Annotated in this window: 14 protein-coding genes; 10 read left to right on the top strand and 4 right to left on the bottom strand. The window is 63.2% G+C overall.

Annotated features, from left to right (window positions below; genetic code table 11):
- Positions 1 to 40: 40 nt before the first annotated feature.
- Both AC6CH8_RS14330 and AC6CH8_RS14325 read left to right on the top strand, forming a co-directional pair.
- Complete coding sequence (locus tag AC6CH8_RS14330) at positions 41 to 1507, top strand: FAD-dependent oxidoreductase (protein ID WP_498191254.1); 1467 nt, start codon at positions 41 to 43, stop codon at positions 1505 to 1507.
- Positions 1508 to 1600: 93 nt separating this feature from the next.
- The gene (locus AC6CH8_RS14325) at positions 1601 to 2983 is read left to right on the top strand and encodes a rhodanese-like domain-containing protein (RefSeq protein ID WP_498191253.1); all 1383 of its coding nucleotides are present in this window, start codon (positions 1601 to 1603) and stop codon (positions 2981 to 2983) included.
- 10 nt (positions 2984 to 2993) lie between these two features.
- Here AC6CH8_RS14325 and AC6CH8_RS14320 read toward each other — a convergent pair whose 3' ends face one another.
- The 3 genes from AC6CH8_RS14320 to AC6CH8_RS14310 all read right to left on the bottom strand — a co-directional run bounded on the left by AC6CH8_RS14320 (position 2994) and on the right by AC6CH8_RS14310 (position 6473).
- Positions 2994 to 3674 (bottom strand): FadR/GntR family transcriptional regulator, encoded by a 681-nt coding sequence (locus AC6CH8_RS14320; RefSeq protein ID WP_091469195.1) that lies wholly within the window; start codon positions 3672 to 3674, stop codon positions 2994 to 2996.
- On the bottom strand, positions 3671 to 4957 hold the full coding sequence (locus tag AC6CH8_RS14315; protein WP_091469192.1) for an MFS transporter: 1287 nt from the start codon (positions 4955 to 4957) through the stop codon (positions 3671 to 3673). Before AC6CH8_RS14315 ends, AC6CH8_RS14320 begins: the two co-directional genes overlap by 4 nt.
- Positions 4958 to 5030: 73 nt before the next feature.
- Positions 5031 to 6473: a PucR family transcriptional regulator gene (locus tag AC6CH8_RS14310; RefSeq protein ID WP_026005258.1), complete on the bottom strand. Its 1443-nt coding sequence runs from the start codon at positions 6471 to 6473 to the stop codon at positions 5031 to 5033.
- A gap of 144 nt (positions 6474 to 6617) precedes the next feature.
- Here AC6CH8_RS14310 and AC6CH8_RS14305 point away from each other — a divergent pair, with 144 nt between their 5' ends.
- Both AC6CH8_RS14305 and gabT read left to right on the top strand, forming a co-directional pair.
- Positions 6618 to 8048 (top strand): gamma-aminobutyraldehyde dehydrogenase, encoded by a 1431-nt coding sequence (locus AC6CH8_RS14305; RefSeq protein WP_091469655.1) that lies wholly within the window; start codon positions 6618 to 6620, stop codon positions 8046 to 8048.
- Between the two features lie 41 nt (positions 8049 to 8089).
- Positions 8090 to 9445: a 4-aminobutyrate--2-oxoglutarate transaminase gene (gabT, locus tag AC6CH8_RS14300; RefSeq protein ID WP_420178685.1), complete on the top strand. Its 1356-nt coding sequence runs from the start codon at positions 8090 to 8092 to the stop codon at positions 9443 to 9445.
- 356 nt (positions 9446 to 9801) lie between these two features.
- Here gabT and rarD read toward each other — a convergent pair whose 3' ends face one another.
- Entirely contained in the window at positions 9802 to 10887 is a 1086-nt protein-coding gene (rarD, locus tag AC6CH8_RS14295; RefSeq protein WP_498191252.1) for an EamA family transporter RarD, read from the bottom strand.
- Between the two features lie 116 nt (positions 10888 to 11003).
- Here rarD and AC6CH8_RS14290 point away from each other — a divergent pair, with 116 nt between their 5' ends.
- From AC6CH8_RS14290 to AC6CH8_RS14265, 6 genes are all read left to right on the top strand, one after another.
- The gene (locus AC6CH8_RS14290) at positions 11004 to 12437 is read left to right on the top strand and encodes an FAD-dependent oxidoreductase (protein WP_178997350.1); all 1434 of its coding nucleotides are present in this window, start codon (positions 11004 to 11006) and stop codon (positions 12435 to 12437) included.
- 89 nt (positions 12438 to 12526) lie between these two features.
- Positions 12527 to 13870: a GAF domain-containing protein gene (locus AC6CH8_RS14285; RefSeq protein WP_498191251.1), complete on the top strand. Its 1344-nt coding sequence runs from the start codon at positions 12527 to 12529 to the stop codon at positions 13868 to 13870.
- A gap of 96 nt (positions 13871 to 13966) precedes the next feature.
- Complete coding sequence (gene exaC, locus AC6CH8_RS14280) at positions 13967 to 15490, top strand: acetaldehyde dehydrogenase ExaC (protein ID WP_011775700.1); 1524 nt, start codon at positions 13967 to 13969, stop codon at positions 15488 to 15490.
- A 33-nt stretch (positions 15491 to 15523) separates the two neighbouring features.
- Positions 15524 to 16546: an alcohol dehydrogenase AdhP gene (gene adhP / locus AC6CH8_RS14275; RefSeq protein WP_420178681.1), complete on the top strand. Its 1023-nt coding sequence runs from the start codon at positions 15524 to 15526 to the stop codon at positions 16544 to 16546.
- Positions 16546 to 16962 (top strand): DUF779 domain-containing protein, encoded by a 417-nt coding sequence (locus AC6CH8_RS14270; protein WP_420178680.1) that lies wholly within the window; start codon positions 16546 to 16548, stop codon positions 16960 to 16962. Before adhP ends, AC6CH8_RS14270 begins: the two co-directional genes overlap by 1 nt.
- Before the next feature lie 167 nt (positions 16963 to 17129).
- On the top strand, positions 17130 to 18683 hold the full coding sequence (locus AC6CH8_RS14265) for an amino acid permease (RefSeq protein ID WP_476114569.1): 1554 nt from the start codon (positions 17130 to 17132) through the stop codon (positions 18681 to 18683).
- Positions 18684 to 18708: the final 25 nt, after the last annotated feature.

The raw sequence follows: 18708 nt of genomic DNA, 5'->3' as shown, positions 1-18708 counted from the left end.
GACCTAGTTGGGATGACTGAACAGAAGAAGGAACACAGCCGTGTCAATTAGCACCCCCGTAGGTTCTGCGGACCGTCCGCTTCGCGTCGCCGTCATCGGCTCCGGCCCGGCCGGCGTTTACGCAGCTGACATCCTGACCAAGAGCGAGGCCGTCAAGAGCGGCGAACTCAACGTCAGCATCGACCTTTTCGACCGCTACCCGGCACCGTACGGCCTGATCCGCTACGGCGTCGCGCCGGACCACCCCCGCATCAAGGGCATCGTCAACGCCCTGCACAAGGTCCTGGACCGCGGCGACATCCGCTTCTTCGGCAACGTTGACTACGGCACTGACATCTCCATCGAGGACCTTCGCAAGCATTACGACGCCGTCATCTTCGCCACCGGCGCCATCAAGGACGCCGACCTGAATATCCCGGGCATCGAACTCGAGGGTTCCTTCGGCGGCGCCGACTTCGTCTCCTGGTACGACGGTCACCCGGACGTTCCCCGCGAATGGCCGCTTGAGGCCAAGGAAATCGCTGTCCTCGGCAACGGCAACGTGGCCCTTGACGTGGCCCGTGTTCTCTCCAAGCACGCCGATGACCTCCTGGTCACCGAAATCCCGGACAACGTATACGCCGGCCTGAAGAACTCCCCGGTCACCGACGTTCACGTCTTCGGCCGTCGCGGCCCGGCACAGGTGAAGTTCACCCCGCTGGAACTCCGCGAACTTTCGCACTCCAAGGACGTGGACATCATCCTCTACGCCGAGGACTTCGAATTCGACGAAGAGTCCGATCGCCAGGTCCAGACGAACAACCAGACCAAGACCATGGTGGGCACGCTCACCAACTGGATCGCCGAGCAGCCCGAGGATCTTTCCGAGCTCACGGCTTCCCGCCGCCTGCACCTGCACTTCCTGCACAGCCCGGTGGAAATCGTCGACTCCCCGGAAACCCCGGGCAAGGTTGCCGGCATCAAGTTCGAGCGCACCGAGCTTGACGGCACGGGCAACGCCCGCGGCACCGGCGAATTCATCGACTACCCGGTCCAGGCCGTGTACCGCTCCATCGGCTACTTCGGTTCGGCCCTGCCGGACGTCGAGTTCGACCACAAGAAGGGCGTCGTCACCAACGACGGCGGCCGTGTCCTGGACGCCGACGGCCAGCATGTACCCGGCCTCTACGCAACGGGCTGGATCAAGCGCGGGCCGGTTGGCCTCATCGGCCACACCAAGGGCGATGCCCTCGAAACCGTCACCTACTTGTTGGAGGACCGCGAAAACCTGCCGGTCGCCGAGGTTCCCGCGGCAGACGCCGTCGTGGATCTGCTCGATGCCCGCGGCGTGAAGTTCACCAGCTGGGAAGGCTGGCTGGCCCTTGATGCACACGAGCTCGCCCTCGGCGCAGCAGCCACCGAGGCCGGCACCTCCCATGGCGTTGAGGTCAAGCGTGAGCGCATCAAGGTTGTCCCGCGCGAGGACATGGTCGACATCTCCCGTGATGGCGTAGCCGCTCAGGTCTAGTTATTCCAGTTCTTTGCTGGCGGGGTCACTCAGTTCGAGTGGCCCCGCCCTGCTTTTAAGCTCGCTCTGTCCCGCCCGGCGGTACCCTGAGTCATGGACGTCGTCGTCATTGAAACTCCGCAGCTGGGCGACCGCAGCTACTTGGTGCATGACGGCTCAGTTGCGTTGGTGATCGACCCCCAGCGGGACATTGACCGGGTGGAAGCTGCGGCTCGTGACGCTGGCGTCCGGATCACCCATGTAGCCGAGACGCACCTGCACAACGACTACGTCACGGGCGGCCTCGTTCTGGCGGAGAAGCATGGCGCTGACTATTTGGTGAACGCCGCTGATGAGGTCTCCTTCACGCGCGTCCCTGTCACGGACGGCCAGGTTCTTCGCGTTGGCCGGCTTTCCGTTTCGGTAGTTGCGACGCCTGGCCACACCCACACACACCTTTCCTATGTGGTGCGGGATGACACGCACGACGGCGGCACGGAGGCCGTGTTTTCCGGCGGCAGCTTGCTTTACGGTTCCGTTGGGAGAACGGACCTGGTCTCTCCGGGGGACACCGCGAAGCTGGCCCATGACCAGTACTCCTCGGTCCGGCGCCTGGTGGATTCGGCGACGCCCGAAGCGGCGCTCTACCCGACGCATGGCTTCGGCTCGTTCTGTTCCATCGGCCCGGCGAGCCATCAAGAGACCTCGACGATCAGTGAGCAAGCCGCGTCAAACCACGCCCTGACAGATCGGGACGAGGACCACTTTGTCTCGCAGTTGCTGCAGAACATCACGGCCTACCCCGCGTACTACGCCCACATGAATCCTCTGAATGCCGCTGGTCCGCACCCTGCAATCCTTGACGTCCCGGACTCCGTGGACGCAAAGGAACTGGGCCGGCGTTTGAGGGCAGGGGAGTGGGTGGTGGACCTCCGGCATCGCGTGGCCTTCGCGGAAAGCCACTTTCAGGGCAGCGTGAGTTTTGAGTACGGCCGTGGGGACAATTTCACCAGTTACCTCGGCTGGGTGATCCCGTGGAACCAGCCACTCACGCTACTGGGCCCACTCAGCGAGGTCGAGAAGGCGATCCGTGACCTGGCGAGGATCGGTATCGACAGCCCGGATGCCGTCGTCGGGCCTGACGCCGCGGTTCTGAACGTTGGTGCGTTGGCGCCCGGGTCCCCACAGGCGAGCTACCTGCACGGGGACTGGAGCTTGTTGCTCAGGGAACGGGAACCGGCAGACGTGGTGCTGGATGTTCGCCGACCGGACGAATTTGGGGCCTCCCATGTCAAGGGTGCCTTGAACGTTCCCGTCTACGAGCTTCTCGGGAAGATTACTGAGCTGCCGGACGCGAGGATCTGGGTGCACTGTGCCACGGGATATCGGGCGAGTGTCGCGGCCAGCCTGCTGGACCGGGCCGGGCGCGAGGTGGTGCTGATCAATGCGAGATTCAGGGATGCGGCCGGGATCGGGATTGAAACCACTCAGCCGTGAAGGAGCCTGGCTAACGCGGGGCCTGGTCTGCGCAGAAATCCAGGTTCCGGTACACGCTCTGGACGGCGGCATCGGGGTCGTGTGCCTCCAAGGCGTCCACCAGTTCGTCGTGGCCTTCGCGCGGGATACCGTTGAAGCCTTCCTTGCGTTGCTGCCGGAGGAGGTCGTTGTGGAACACTCCGCCGAACGAAACGTACAGCTGATGGAGCAATGGATTCCCTGAAGCCAAGGCAACGCGTTCGTGGAATTCCCAGTCGGCACTGGCCCACGTGGGGTAGTCCTCGGCTTGCCAGGCATCGTGGCGGAGCGCGAGGAGGCGGCGCATCTCGGCCAGGTCCTCGGCGGTAGCGTGCTTGGTGGCCAATCGGGCAGCCTGGGTGTCCAGGCCGAGCCGGACCTCCACGATGTGTTCCTGAGTGTGCTCCAGGTACATGCGCTGCGCCGCGCCGGACATCTCACTATTGGCCCGCACGTAGGTGCCATCCCCGCGCCGGACTTCCAGCATGCCGGAGTGGGCCAGCGCCTTGATGGCCTCGCGCAGGGTTCCCCGCGAAACACCTAAGGTGGACATGAGCTCTGGCTCGGCTGGGATTCGCTCCTGGAGCGGCCATTCACCGGACTTGATCATGTCCCGCAGCTTGGCGGTGATCTCCTCGGCAAGGGCCGGGCGATGCGAAGGGGTCAGGGTCATGCTGTCCTCGGTCCGGTCTTGGTGGCAGTGCGCTTGCTCGTGAGCAGGTGGCAGGTAACCATGAGCGCCACGGCCACGATGGACAGCAGGCTCAGCGGCAGCACCCAGCCGCCGGTGGCGCTGTGGAGCAGCCCCATGCCAAAGGGGCCTATTGCCGCAATCAAGTATCCCAGCGATTGGGCGATGGTGGAGAGCGCGGTGGTTTCCGCCGTCGAACGTCCGCTGCGGCTAATGATCACCAGGACCAGCGGGAAGATGCCCAAGCCGAAGCCGAAGAGCACTGCGGGTACAACCGCCAGCGACGTCGGCAACCAGACCATCGCGGCGATGGCCAGCAAGGTGGAGCTGCTGGCGAGATACAGTGCGGGGCGGAGCATGCGGGGGCGGGAGCCGAAGGCGAGCAGGATCATGCCGGCAGCGACGGAGACCAACTGCATCACGCCGAACTGCAGGCCGCTTTCGGAGGCGCTGAGGCCTTGCGACGTCAGGATGTAGGCGAACCAGCTCATTACTGCGTAGGCAAGGAACGCCTGGAAGGTGAAGATCGCGGTTATCAGGATGCCGAGGCGGGTACGCAGCAACGGCCACATGGACACCCGCGGACGGTCCGTTTTGGTGGAGTTGCGGTGGGTGTGGAGGACAACCGGCAGGAAGCCCAGCAGGGCCGCGACGCCAAGGATTCCCCAAGCGGCCAGGCCCATGGACGGCGAGCCGAGTTCCTGAGCCAAAGGCACGCTTACGGCTGCAGCGAAGGTAGCGCCCCCGGACATGGTGAAAGTGTAGAGACCCGTCATCATGGAGGTGCGCTCTGAGTAGTGCTCACGGATGAACGACGGCATGGCCACGTTGCACACGGCCAGGCCGGACATCGCCAGGACGGTGCCTCCAAGGAGCGCGCCCGTTACCGGAACGCCACGCACCAGCAAACCGCCGGCCAGCAGGGCCAAGGCGATGGCGATGGCTTTCTCGACACCCACACGCCGGGTCAGCCAGGACGTTCCCATGCCCGCAACCGCAAAGCACAGCAGCGGGATGGAAGGCAGAATGGACGCCACCAGGGCGCCGTAACCCAACACCTGCTGCAGGTCGTGGAACAGGGCAGCGGCGCTGGTGATGCCCGCGCGCAGGTTCAGGCCGATGAGCACCACCGCAATAATGCCGACGACGGCGACGACGCGCGTCTTGGGGACTGCGGAACTAGCCGAAAGCGCAGGGGCAGCCTGAGCGGGGCTCACAGTAGGGATGTTTCCGGTGCTGGGGGTAAGAGGAGTCGTCGCGGCCATATCTAAAGGTTAGACGTTTGACGTCTAATGTCTACGGTTTTGTGGCGAAGCTCTCCGCGCGAGCTTGAGGGGCCTAGCGAGGGTTGCGCGAGCCCAAGCGCTGGACCGCCAAGGCCAGCCACAGCTGCACACGGTCCTGCGTCTGGGAGGGGTCGTAGCCCGTCAATTCGGTGATCTGTGCCAGGCGGTAGCGCACAGTGTTTCGGTGCAGGGTGAGGGCTTCGGCCACAGCTGCTACTGAGCCGTTGTGGTTGAGGTAGCTCTCCAGTGTGGCCACCAGTTCGGCCCCGTGGGCGGCGTCGAACTTCCGCAGCGGCGTGAGGGACTCGCTGGCCATATCCGCCAACGGAACATCCTCGCTGGCAAGCAGCAGGGATGTCAGGCTCAGGCGCTCCGGCTCGTTGACCGGCAAGCCGTGCGCCACGGCGTCGCGCGCTTCAAAGTAGCTCCAACGCAGGCCGTTCGGCTTCGTGTAGGCGCCGCCGATACCTATGACGGCGTGGATGCCGGCTTCCTGCAGGTGATCGCTAAGGCTCTTGGCCAAAGCGGTGGCCGAACTGCCGTCGTCGCTGATGACAGTGACAAGGTCCTTCCCGACGACGGCGCTGACGCCGGCTTCCAGCGCCTGGGGCAGGGAGATGCTGATCAGTTGTTTGTGGTGTGCCGTGGACTCTGCCACGAGCACAACGTTCTTCCGGGTGCTGTTGATGCCGACGCCTGCCAGGCGCCGGGCGGCCTCGATGCTCTCAAGGGTGCCGTGGATGACGTCGTCCAAGACCTGACCGGCCATGGCGCGCTGGGCCTGGCGCTGCTTGACCATGTTGTTGAGCTCCACGCTGATCAGGTTTTGCGCGTAGCTGACGATGCCGGAGTCGACGAACGGCTGCCGCAACCAAAGCGTGCAGGCATCCCTGCGGCCGGTGGGAATCGGATACGAAGCCCAGCCATCCGCCGTCGGGGCCGGCTTCCCCGCCACGCTGTTGTAGAGCTGCGCGCTGAACTGGGTGAGCACCACATCAGTGCGGAGCATGCTGCCCAGTTGCTTGAGAAGTTCGTTCAGGCCTCCGCCGGTGAGGAGGGAGCGTGCCAGGATCTGGTGTCCGGCGAGGAGTCGTTCCAAGTTGGAATAATGGTCGGCAGAGTGCGATTCCGCCACGAGTTTGCCGATCGCGATGAAGGGGATCTCGTAGGGGACTTCCACCAGGGGCAAGCCCCAGCGGTTGGCTTCCGCAATGAGTGCTTCCGGGACGGACTCGTGGGTGAGGCCGATGCCAAAACCGATCCCGACGGCACCAGCGCGTTGGGCCTGGCGGACGAATCGTCGCTGGTCGGCGGCGCTCTTGAGGCGCAGGCCGGTGGTGAGGACCAGCTCTCCGCCGCTGAGGAAACGCTGGGGGTCTTCCAATTCCGTCACCGCAACCCAACTGATGTCCTGGTTCCACGTGGTTTCGGCAAGGCCGGCTTGGCGGAGTTTCAGGGAGGGGACAGCGACGAGCGAAGCGAGGGACATTGCCATGCTTTCAAGCGTAACCCGGCACTGGGCAAGCGCACTAAGCGGGGGGTCCTTGTGTGTGCAGCTGGCTATTCCTTGGACCCCCTCCCTGGCATAGGCTCTGATCAGCTAAACCCATGCCCAGACTCCGAAAGAGGGTTGCACACCGTGGTTCAAACCTTGCAGAACTTCATCAACGGCGAATTCGTTACGCCGGCAGGTACGGGTCTCCTGGACATCGTGAACCCCGCCACCGGGGAAATCGTTGCCAAGTCGCCCATTTCGGTTCAGGCCGATGTGGACGCCGCCATGACCGCGGCCAACCAGGCTTTCAAGTCGTGGAAGAAGGCCACTCCCGGCCAGCGCCAGCTGATGCTCCTCAAGCTCGCAGACGCCGTCGAGGCCAATAGCGATGAACTCGTGGAAGCCCAGCACCGCAACACCGGTCAGGTCCGTTCCCTGATCGCCTCCGAGGAAGTTGCCGCAGGTGCTGACCAGCTCCGCTTCTTCGCCGGTGCCGCGCGCATCATCGAAGGCAAGTCCGCAGGCGAATACTTCGAGGGCCACACCTCCTACGTACGTCGCGAACCGATCGGCGTCGTAGCCCAGGTTGCTCCGTGGAACTACCCGTTCCTCATGGCCATCTGGAAGATCGGCCCCGCCCTGGCCGCAGGCAACACAATTGTCCTGAAGCCTTCCGACACCACCCCTGAGTCCACCTTGGTGCTGGCACGCCTGGCCGGCGAGATCTTCCCGGCCGGTGTCCTCAACGTTGTCCTGGGCACCGGCGAAACCGGCGCCATGATGGTTGACCACAAGGTCCCCGGCCTGGTGTCCATCACGGGCTCCGTCCGCGCCGGCATTGCTGTGGCAAGCGGCGCAGCCAAGGGCCTCAAGCGGGCCCACCTGGAACTTGGCGGCAAGGCTCCGGCCATCGTCTTCAAGGATGCCGACATCAAGAAGAGTGCCGCGGCCATCGCCGAGTTCGCGTTCTTCAACGCAGGCCAGGACTGCACGGCCATCACCCGCGTGTTGGTGGAGGACTCCGTCCACGACGACGTCGTGGCAGCGATGGTGGAGCACACCAAGACCCTTCACACGGGTTCGCAGAACGACGAAGACAACTACTTCGGCCCGCTCAACAACGTGAACCACTTCAACGCCGTGACCTCCGTGGTGGAGAACCTCCCGGCGAACTGCAAGATCGAAACCGGTGGCCACCGCGCAGGCGAGAAGGGTTTCTTCTTCGAGCCCACCATCATCTCCGGCGCCAAGCAGACTGACGACATCGTGCAGAAGGAAACCTTCGGCCCGGTCATCACCGTCCAGAAGTTCAGCACCGAAGAAGAAGCGCTCGAACTGGCCAACGACGTCGAATACGCCTTGGCTTCCAGCGTCTGGACCACCGACCACGGCACGGCCATGCGCATGAGCCGCGACCTGGACTTCGGTGCGGTCTGGATCAACACCCACATCCTCCTGACGGCAGAGATGCCGCACGGCGGCTTCAAGCAGTCCGGCTACGGCAAGGACCTCTCCATGTACGGCGTTGAGGACTACACGCGCATCAAGCACGTGATGTCTGCGCTCGACGCGTAACCCGTACCTTCACCAGAGCTTCCCAGAAAGGCAACCACCTCATGACCACCACCGCGAACGAACTCTCGTACCGCATCGAGCAGAAGCGCAACATCAACGGCGCCTTCCCCGGCCCCAAGTCGCAGGCACTGGCCGAGCGTCGCGCCGCCGTCGTTGCTGCAGGCGTCGCCTCGGGCGTCCCCGTTTACGTTGAAGACGCCGACGGCGGCATCATCCGCGACGTCGACGGCAACTCCTTCATCGACCTCGGTTCCGGCATCGCCGTGACCAGCGTCGGCGCGTCCGACCCCGCCGTCGTCGCCGCTGTCCAGGAAGCTGCTGCGCACTTCACGCACACCTGCTTCATGGTCACCCCGTACGAGGGCTACGTTGCAGTTGCCGAGCAGCTCAACCGCCTCACCCCGGGTGACCACGCCAAGCGCACCGTGCTGTTCAACTCCGGCGCTGAAGCCGTAGAGAACGCCGTCAAGGTTGCACGCCTGGCCACCGGCCGCGATGCGGTCGTAGCTTTCGACCACGCTTACCACGGCCGCACCAACCTGACCATGGCACTGACCGCCAAGGCCATGCCGTACAAGACCAACTTCGGCCCGTTCGCGCCCGAGGTCTACCGCATGCCCATGAGCTACCCGTTCCGTGAAGAGAACCCGGAAATCACCGGTGCCGAGGCCGCCAAGCGCGCCATCACCATGATCGAGAAGCAGATCGGTGGCGACCAGGTTGCCGCGATCATCATCGAGCCCATCCAGGGTGAAGGCGGCTTCATCGTTCCGGCCGAAGGCTTCCTCCCGGCACTGTCCGCATGGGCCAAGGAAAAGGGCATCGTCTTCATCGCTGACGAGGTCCAGTCCGGTTTCTGCCGCACGGGCGAATGGTTCGCTGTTGACCACGAAGGTGTTGTCCCGGACATCATCACCATGGCCAAGGGCATTGCCGGCGGCCTCCCGCTGTCCGCTATCACCGGCCGCGCAGACCTGCTCGACGCCGTCCACCCGGGCGGCTTGGGCGGCACCTACGGTGGCAACCCGGTTGCTTGCGCCGCAGCACTCGCAGCCATCGACACCATGGAACAGCACAACCTCAACGGCCGTGCACGCCACATCGAAGAGCTCGCCCTGGGCAAGCTCCGCGAACTGGCAGCCGAAGTTTCCGTGGTTGGCGACATCCGTGGCCGCGGGGCCATGCTGGCCATCGAGCTCGTCCAGCCCGGTTCCAAGGAGCCGAATGCTGAGCTCACCAAGGCTGTTGCTGCCGCTTGCCTCAAGGAAGGCGTCGTCATCCTGACCTGTGGCACGTACGGCAACGTGATCCGCCTGCTCCCGCCGCTGGTCATCAGCGACGAACTGCTCATCGACGGCCTCGAGGTCCTCGCAGCAGCCATCAAGGCTCACGCGTAAGACTTCACGCTTGTTTTTGGAGGAGGGCCGGGGACACCCCGGCCCTCCTCCTGCGTTTAAGCGGATTCTGTTTAGCTGGCTCCACCGCCGAGTTCGTGGGAATGCGCCGAGTTCGCTGGAGCGTTCCCGCGTTCTGGCACCGTTCCCGCGATCTCGGGGCACTTGGGCTTGTTGCAGGGGAGGATGGCACGCCGAGTTCGCGGGAAGGCGGCGAGTTCGCTGGAGCTAACCCGCGTTCTGGCACCGTTCCCGCGATCTCGCTGTTCCCGCCCGTGTTACGGCTCGCCTCGCGGTTGTCCGCCAGCCCCGGCCTACAACGCAGGGAGTACCGAACAAGGGCGGGAATGAGGGGCTTACTAGCCAGCAGCCGCCAGCCGGGCCCTCTTTTTCAGCACCGAGTTCTTCCGTGTGGTGCGAAGCATGTCGATGGTCAGCAGCACCAGCGCCAACCACACCACGCAGAAACCGATCCAGCGGGCAGTGGTCATGGTCTCGTTGAACACGGTCAGCGCCACCACGAATTGGAGGACCGGCGCGAAGTACTGCAGCAGGCCGATGGTGGTCATCGGAAGACGGCGGGCTGAGGCGCCGAAGAACAGGAGGGGTACGGCCGTGATGACACCGGAAGCCACCAGCAGCCAGAAGTGGCCCGCGCCCAGCGTGGTAAGGGTTTCGACGCCGGTTACCGAGAGGACAACCATGGTGATGGCTGCAAAGGGAGCCAGCACCACCGTTTCCACGCTGAGGCTCGTGAGTGCGTCCACCTTGGGCCCGACACGCTTTTTCACGAAGCCATAGAGCCCAAAGCTGAAGGCCAGGATCAGGGCAATCCACGGGAGCTGTCCGTAGGAGAATGTCAGGACGCCCACGGCCACGAAGCCGATGCCTACAGCTGCCCACTGCAGGGGACGCAGCTTTTCTTTGAGGACGAAAACGCCGAGCAAAACCGAGACCAACGGGTTGATGAAGTAGCCCAGGGACGTCTCAACGGCGTGGCCCGTGGTGACCCCGAAAGTGTAGGTGAGCCAGTTGATGGCAATCAGAATTGCCGCCAGGGCCAAAGGACCGAACACGCTGCTGTCCTTCACCGCCGCCCAGAATGTTTTCCAAGCGCGCGTGATGGTGATGAGCAGTGCACAGAAGAGCAAGGACCAAACGATCCGGTTGGCCACGATCTCGATAGCGCTGGCCGGCATGAGGACGAAGAAGTACAGCGGAAGCAGGCCCCATAGACCGTAAGCGCCAATGCCGAACAGGATTCCCGCCGTCGACTCGCTCCGCACAGGCTTGCTGTCGGTTTTAGCGGAACCGCCGGTACCTCCACCGCCGCCCCCGACTGTCGTCGTCGTCGTTGGCTGGTTTGAAGAGGGAGAGCTGGCAGCTATCTGATCCGGAGTCGACACATTGTCGCCAACACCGCCTGCACGCGCAATATTCCGCAATCTTTATCAATTTCTGTGACTCCTGCCATATAGGCGGTCCGGCGTAGGGTCGACATCTAGAATTGGAATCTGCGCGCCCCAACAACGGCGTGGCTCACTGCTTCGGAAGGGTAACGGTGTCCAACTCAGCCGCAACAACCCCCAATCGTCCGCTTCGCGTTGCGATCGTTGGTGCAGGACCCGCGGGCGTGTACGCCGCGGACATCCTGACGAAATCGAACGAGGTCAAAGACGGGCATGTGGAGGTCAGCATCGATCTCTTCGAGGCATATCCGGCACCATACGGCCTGATCCGCTACGGAGTGGCGCCGGATCACCCGCGGATCAAGGGCATCGTGAACGCGCTCCACAAGGTATTGGACCGCGGCGATATTCGCTTCCTCGGCAACGTGACCTACGGCAAGGACCTTACTCTCCACGATTTCCGTGCGTTCTACGACGCCGTGATCTTCTCCACGGGTGCCATCAAAGACGCCGACTTGAGGATCCCCGGCGTCGAACTGGAGGGATCCTTCGGCGGAGCCGACTTCGTGTCGTGGTACGACGGCCACCCGGACGTTCCCCGGGACTGGCCCCTGGATGCCAAGGAAATCGCCGTGATCGGCAACGGCAACGTGGCCTTGGATGTGGCCCGCATGCTGGCCAAGCATCCCGAGGAACTCCTGGTTACGGAGATCCCGGACAACGTCTACGCGGGGCTCAAGCAGTCGCCGGTCACCGACGTTCACGTCTTCGGCCGCCGTGGCCCGGCCCAGGTGAAGTTCACGCCGTTGGAGCTGCGCGAGTTGTCCCACTGCAAGGACGTGGACATCGTCCTGTACCCGGAGGACTTCGAGTTCGACGAAGCCTCGGATGAAGCCATCAGGACAAACAACCAGATCAAGACCATGGTCAACACCATGACCAACTGGCTGGTGGAGGAGCACGCGGAATCGGAACAGCCGTCATCGCGGCGCCTGCACCTGCACTTCCTGCACAGTCCCGTGGAGATCCTCGACTCGCCTGAGACGCCCGGCAAGGTCTCGGGCATCAAATTCGAGCGCATGCAATTGGATGGAACCGGCAACGTCAAAGGCACCGGCGAGTTCATTGAATACCCGGTCCAATCCGTCTACCGCGCCATCGGCTACCACGGTTCCCCGTTGGAGGAACTTGAGTACGACGCCCGCCGGGGCGTCATACCGAACGACGGCGGTCGCGTCCTGGACGCCGACGGCAAGCCCGTGCCGGGAATTTACGCCACCGGCTGGATCAAGCGCGGACCGGTCGGGCTGATCGGCCACACCAAGGGTGATGCCCTGGAGACCATCGGCTTCCTCCTCGAGGACAGGCTCAATCTGCCCCCGGCGGAAAACCCGGATCCGCAGGCCATCATCGACCTCCTTGAGGAACGCGGCGTCGAATACACCACGTGGGAAGGCTGGAACAGGCTTGACGCCCACGAAGCCGCCCTTGGTGCTGAGTGGACCGCCGGCGAAGGTAACGGTGTGGTCCGCGAGCGCATCAAGGTTGTGCCACGCGAGGAAATGATCCGGATCTCCCGAGGCTGACATTCATCTCCACCCGAACTAGACTTCTCGGTACCGTCCCGCCCACCACATGTGCAGCGCACTGTAATTGCGGATTACCAGGGAGTTCGATGAGGAATCCAGTCCATCCGCCGGTTCCGGGCAGCGATGCCGCGGAGCTGTTGCAGAAGCGTGCCCTCACGGGCCACGAGCGTTTGGACTCCTTGCGCCTCGGGATGCCTGAAGACATCGTCGGATTGCGCCGCTTGGTACGAGAATCCTGGCAACGCTCGGCAACTCTGCAGGCCAACCCGGACGTGGCCGAGGCGCCGCTCGCAATGGACCGCGATGAGCTTGAGGAGTACCGCAGGCAGCACCCGTTGGCGACGATCATGCCGGTGATCAAGAAGCTTTTGGTTCAGCCCAGCCATGACAGCGGGCTGCTGGTGGCAGTGGGTGACGACGTCGGCCGGCTCCTGTGGGTGGATGGCGATCCTGTGATGCAGCGCCGGGCTGAAGGCATGATGTTCGTCGCCGGTGCCGACTGGTCCGAGGCTTCCGTAGGGACCAGCGCACCTGGGACTGCACTGGCCCTGGACCGCAGCATCCAGATTTCAGGGGCGGAACACTTCAAGCGCTCCGTCCATCCTTGGAGCTGCACGGCGGTTCCTTTTCACGACCCCGACTCCGGTGCCGTCCTGGGCGTTGTGGATATCACGGGCACGGAAACTGCCGTCGCCGCGCACACCCTTTCGTTGGTGGAGGCTACCGTTGCCGCCGCCCAGGCGCAGCTCCGCATTGAACGACTGACGCTCGCCGCCGCCGTCAAGGACAAACCCCGACGCCGGAGCGCGGTCGCTGCCTCTGGTCACGCGCTCTACCGGAACAGCCTCCAGTTGTTGGGCCGTGACCAAGCCCTGCTCAGTATCAACGGACGGACGGTTTCCCTGTCTGCCCGGCACAGCGAAATCCTTGCCATCCTGAGCAACCACCCTGCCGGGCTCAGCGCTGAAGACCTGTGCACGCAGCTGTATCCGGGCGACGGCTCCAACGTGACCCTGCGGGCGGAAATGGTGCGGCTCCGCAAAGTCATCCAGGAACTCAGCCCGGAGGCGGTCCCCGGATCCCGTCCTTACCGCCTGCCGGTTGAGCTGTTGCCTGACTCCGGCCAGGTCCTCAGCTGCCTCCAGCGCGGCGCCCACCGCATTGCCCTGGAAATCTACAAAGGCGGGCTCTTACCACGCTCGGAGGCGCCCGGCGTCGTGCAGTTGCGCGAACGGGTCTCGCACCTGCTGCGCGAGGCGCTGCTCAGCGACGGCAGCGTCGATTCGCTCCTCAAGTACGCTGAACTGCCTGAGGCGAAGTACGACGTCGACCTCCGCCTTGCCGTCCTGAAGCTGCTGCCGCCGCGCTCACCCAAGCGGGCCGCCGTCGTGGCCGACCTTGAACGGATCGAAACGGAAATGACAGCGTGAGCTGACTCACATGGTTGCAACGTAGCTGCAACCTCCCTGCTCCTAGGCTCGGATCAATGGCGACAGCCACCGTGATTCGCAGCAAAGGAGCTAGCAATGACTGTTTATGCACAGCCGGGTGCCGAGGGTTCGAAGGTCACCTTCAAGGACCGCTACGAGAACTGGATCGGCGGCGAATGGGTTGCCCCGGTCAAGGGCGCCTACTTCGAGAACATCACCCCCGTCACGGGCAAAGCCTTCTGCGAAGTTGCCCGTGGTACCTCGGAGGACATCGAGCTGGCGCTGGACGCCGCCCATAAGGTTGCACCCTCCTGGGGCAAGACGTCGGCCACCGAACGCGCGGCCATCCTGAACAAGATCGCAGACCGCATCGACGAGAATGTGGAGCTTCTCGCGGTGGCGGAAACGTGGGACAACGGCAAGCCCGTCCGCGAAACCCTGAACGCTGATATCCCGTTGGCTGCCGACCACTTCCGTTATTTCGCCTCCGCAGTCCGCGCGCAGGAAGGTCATCTCTCGCAGCTGGACGAGGACACCACGGCCTACCACTTCAAGGAACCGTTGGGCGTCGTTGGCCAGATCATCCCGTGGAACTTCCCCATCCTCATGGCCGTGTGGAAGCTGGCACCGGCGCTCGCAGCCGGCAACGCTGTGGTTCTCAAGCCCGCCGAGCAGACGCCCACGTCCATCCTGGTCCTCATGGAACTCATCGGAGACCTCCTGCCGGCAGGTGTGGTGAACGTCGTCAACGGTTTCGGCGTGGAGGCTGGAAAGCCTCTCGCTTCAAGCTCCCGGATCCGTAAGATCGCCTTCACGGGTGAAACCACCACGGGCCGCCTCATCAGCCAGTACGCGTCCAACAACCTCATTCCCGTCACCTTGGAACTGGGTGGCAAGAGCCCGAACATCTTCTTCGATGACGTCGCCGCCCAGAACGATGCTTTCTACGACAAGGCGCAGGAAGGCTTCACACTCTTTGCCTTCAACCAGGGCGAGGTCTGCACCTGCCCGTCCCGTGCACTGGTCCAGGAAGGCATCTACGACTCCTTCATGACGGATGTCGTGGCCCGGACCAACAAGATCATCCAGGGAAACCCGCTGGACACCGACACCCAGGTAGGTGCCCAGGCCTCGAATGACCAGTTGGAGAAGATCCTGTCCTACATCGACATCGGAAAGCAGGAAGGCGCCAAGGTCCTCACCGGTGGTGCCCGGGCCGAGCTGTCCGGTGACCTGGCGGGTGGCTACTACGTCCAGCCCACCATTTTCGAAGGCCACAACCGGATGCGCATCTTCCAGGAGGAGATCTTCGGTCCGGTGGTGTCCGTGACCAAGTTCAGTGACTACAACGACGCCATCGGAATCGCCAACGACACCCTCTATGGGCTGGGTGCCGGAGTCTGGTCGCGTAACGGAAATGTCGCCTACCGCGCGGGCCGGGAAATCCAGGCCGGCCGTGTGTGGGTCAACAACTACCACGCCTACCCGGCAGGTGCCGCCTTCGGTGGCTACAAGTCCTCAGGTATTGGCCGTGAGAACCACGCCATGATGCTGGACCACTACCAGCAGACCAAGAACCTCCTGGTCAGCTACAACGAGAACAAGCTCGGCTTCTTCTAAACCGTCCTGTTTATCGATCAAAGGAGATCGTCAATGACCAGCACCATGCAAGCTGCAGTAGTAACAGAGTTCGGAACCGACCTTAAGGTCATGGAGGTGGAACGCCCGACGCCGGGTCCCGGCCAGGCGCTGGTCCGCCTCATCACCTCCGGGGTATGTCATACCGACCTCCATGCCGCCGAAGGCGACTGGCCGGTCAAGCCCACACCGCCCTTCATTCCCGGACACGAAGGTGTCGGTGAAGTGGTGGCTCTGGGCGAGGGTGTCACGGACGTTGCCGTGGGCGATCTTGTGGGGAACGCCTGGCTGTGGTCCGCCTGCGGAGACTGCCAGTACTGTCGCACCGGTTGGGAAACCCTGTGCGAGTCTCAGCAGAACGGTGGTTACAGCGTTGACGGCTCGTTCGGCGAGTACATGCTGGTTGACACGCGCTTTGCTGCCCGCATCCCGGAAGGCTCGGACCCGGTGGAAGTCGCGCCGGTTCTGTGTGCCGGGGTCACGGTCTACAAGGGCCTGAAGATGACCGAGGCCAGGCCTGGTCAGTGGGTCACCATCTCCGGCATCGGGGGACTGGGGCACATCGCCGTGCAGTATGCGGTGGCCATGGGGCTCCGGGTCGCGGCGGTGGACATTGCCGATGACAAGTTGGCACTGGCCCGCGAACACGGCGCCGAGTTGACCGTCAACGCCCTGCATGAGGATCCGGCAGAGGTCATCCAACGTGAAACGGGTGGCTGCCATGGTGTCCTGGTGACAGCGGTTCACCCTTCGGCGTTCGGCCAGGCGATCGGTATGGCGCGCCGTGGTGGAACGATCGTTTTCAATGGGTTGCCTCCGGGAGACTTCCCTGCGCCGATCTTCGAGATCGTCCTCAAGGGCCTTACGGTCCGCGGCTCGATCGTGGGAACACGGCAGGACCTGGAGGAAGCACTGGAGTTCTACGCCCAGGGAAAGATCAAGCCAACGGTCTCCACCCGGGAACTCTCCGAAGTCAACGCGGTCTTTGACGAGATGAAGCACGCCAAGATCGACGGCCGAGTGGTCCTGAAGTTCTGATGGACAACACCAGCTTGGAAGCTGCGGTGACGCTGCCCGGGGAGGATTTCTCCCGGGTGGCGCTCACCGCGGTGTCCCTGGAACTCCTCCGCAAACTTTGGGACCAGCACGGGCCACTCATGTTCCATCAGTCGGGTGGTTGCTGCGACGGCTCTGCACCTATGTGCTATCCCGCGGGGGAGTTCCTCACCGGCGACTCTGATGTCCTTCTGGGCCGCTTCGATATCGGAGCCGGAGGAGAGCGGCAGCCCTTGGAGTTTTGGATGTCCAAGGAGCAGTTCAACTACTGGTCCCACACCCATCTGACCGTGGATGTCGTGAACGGCCGCGGCAGTGGATTCTCGGTGGAGTCACCCGAGGGCAAACGTTTCCTGATCCGTTCCACCCTCATGGACTGGGACGTTCCAAGCGTTTAAGGGCCCATGGCTGGTGTGACGGGGACAACGCGTCCCTGTCACACCAGCCACAGCAGTCACGCTGATTTGGGGGTCGTCTCACTATCTGGGATAAATATGGCCGTCCATTGGCCGGACACTATTCTTGATGAGTCCTATACCACTCCCATCCAGAATGTGGCATTTTTATGAACATTTTCAGGACCAAGTCAATCGAGCAGTCGATCGCCGATGCCGACGAACCCGGTCGCAAGCTTAAGCGCAGCCTGAGCACCTGGGACCTCATGATCATGGGCGTCGCCGTTGCTGTCGGCGCCGGGATCTTCTCAGTGGGCGCCAAGGCTGCCGCGAACTTTGCCGGCCCTGCCGTCACCATCTCCTTCGCCATCGCCGCTGTCACGTGTGCTTTGGCCATCATGTGCTACGCGGAATTCGCTACAGCGATCCCCGTGGCAGGCTCCGCCTACGTATTCACGTACGCCACCATGGGCGAGGTCCTCGCGTGGATCATCGGCTGGAACCTCATCCTTGAACTTTTCACCGCCGCAGCCGTGATCGCAAAGTACTGGGGCATTTACCTTAGTACGGTCTTCGGCCTGATGGGCGTGGAAATGCCGCCGTCAATCCAGGTGGCTGGTGTTGATCTCTACTGGGGTGCCTTCCTCATCGTCGCGATCTTCACCGTCCTGCTGGTGCTGGGGACAAAGCTGTCCGCCCGCGTTGGCAACGTCTTCACGCTGATCAAGATCGCCGTGGTGCTGTTCGTGATCGTTGTTGGCTTCAGCTACGTGAAGTTCTCCAACTACACCCCCTTCATTCCTGCCTCCGAGCCCACCGACTCCGGCGCCGCCGACGTCATGAAGCAGTCCTTCTTCGGCTTCCTCACGGGTGCTGCTCCGGCCCAGTACGGAACACTCGGCGTCTTTGCCGGCGCAGCTTTGGTGTTCTTCGCCTTCATCGGCTTTGACGTGGTGGCAACCTCCGCGGAAGAGGTCAAAAACCCGCAGAAGACCCTTCCCCGCGGTATTTTCGGTGGCCTTGCAGTGGTTACGCTGCTCTACATCCTGGTGTCCCTCGCACTGACCGGCATGGTGTCCTACACGCAGTTGGCCGAGGTGAAGAACCCCACCCTGACCACGGCTTTCGAGGCCGTGGGCAACACCGACGCTGCCAAGATCATCGCGTTCGGTTCCCTGGTGGGCCTGACCACGGTGATCATGGTGCTGCTCATGGGCCTGTCCCGCGTGGTCCTGGCCATGAGCCGCGACGGCCTCCTGCCCCGCTCGCTGTCCAAGACCAGCGAAAAGCGCTCGACGCCGGCCCGGTTGCAGATCATTTGTGGTGCGGCCGTGGCCCTGGTGGCTGGCGTTACCAAGGTGGACCTGCTAGAGGAAATGATCAACATCGGAACGCTGTCCGCGTTTGTGATGGTCAGCCTGGGCATCCTGGTATTGCGCAAGAAGCGGCCTGACCTCAAGCCAGCCTTCCGGGTCCCGTTCGGGAAGGTTCTGCCGTGGGTCTCCGCAGTCCTCTGCTTCTATCTCATGACCAACCTGGCCGTGGAAACCTGGATCTTCTTCGCGATCTGGCTGGTCATCGGCATGGCCATCTACTTCGCCTACGGCCAGCGCCACTCGCGGTTGAATGAGAAATTCGCCGCAGCCAAGGCCTCCGTCAATGGTGCCGCCGAAAGCCGCCAGGCCAAGGGCGACGAGGACGAGGACAGCTACACCAAGGTTTAGACCAATGTGAGCAGCTTGTCGGACA

It is taken from the genome of Paenarthrobacter sp. GQ52 (genome assembly GCF_059759005.1).
This window is presented reverse-complemented; position numbering and strand designations above follow the sequence as displayed.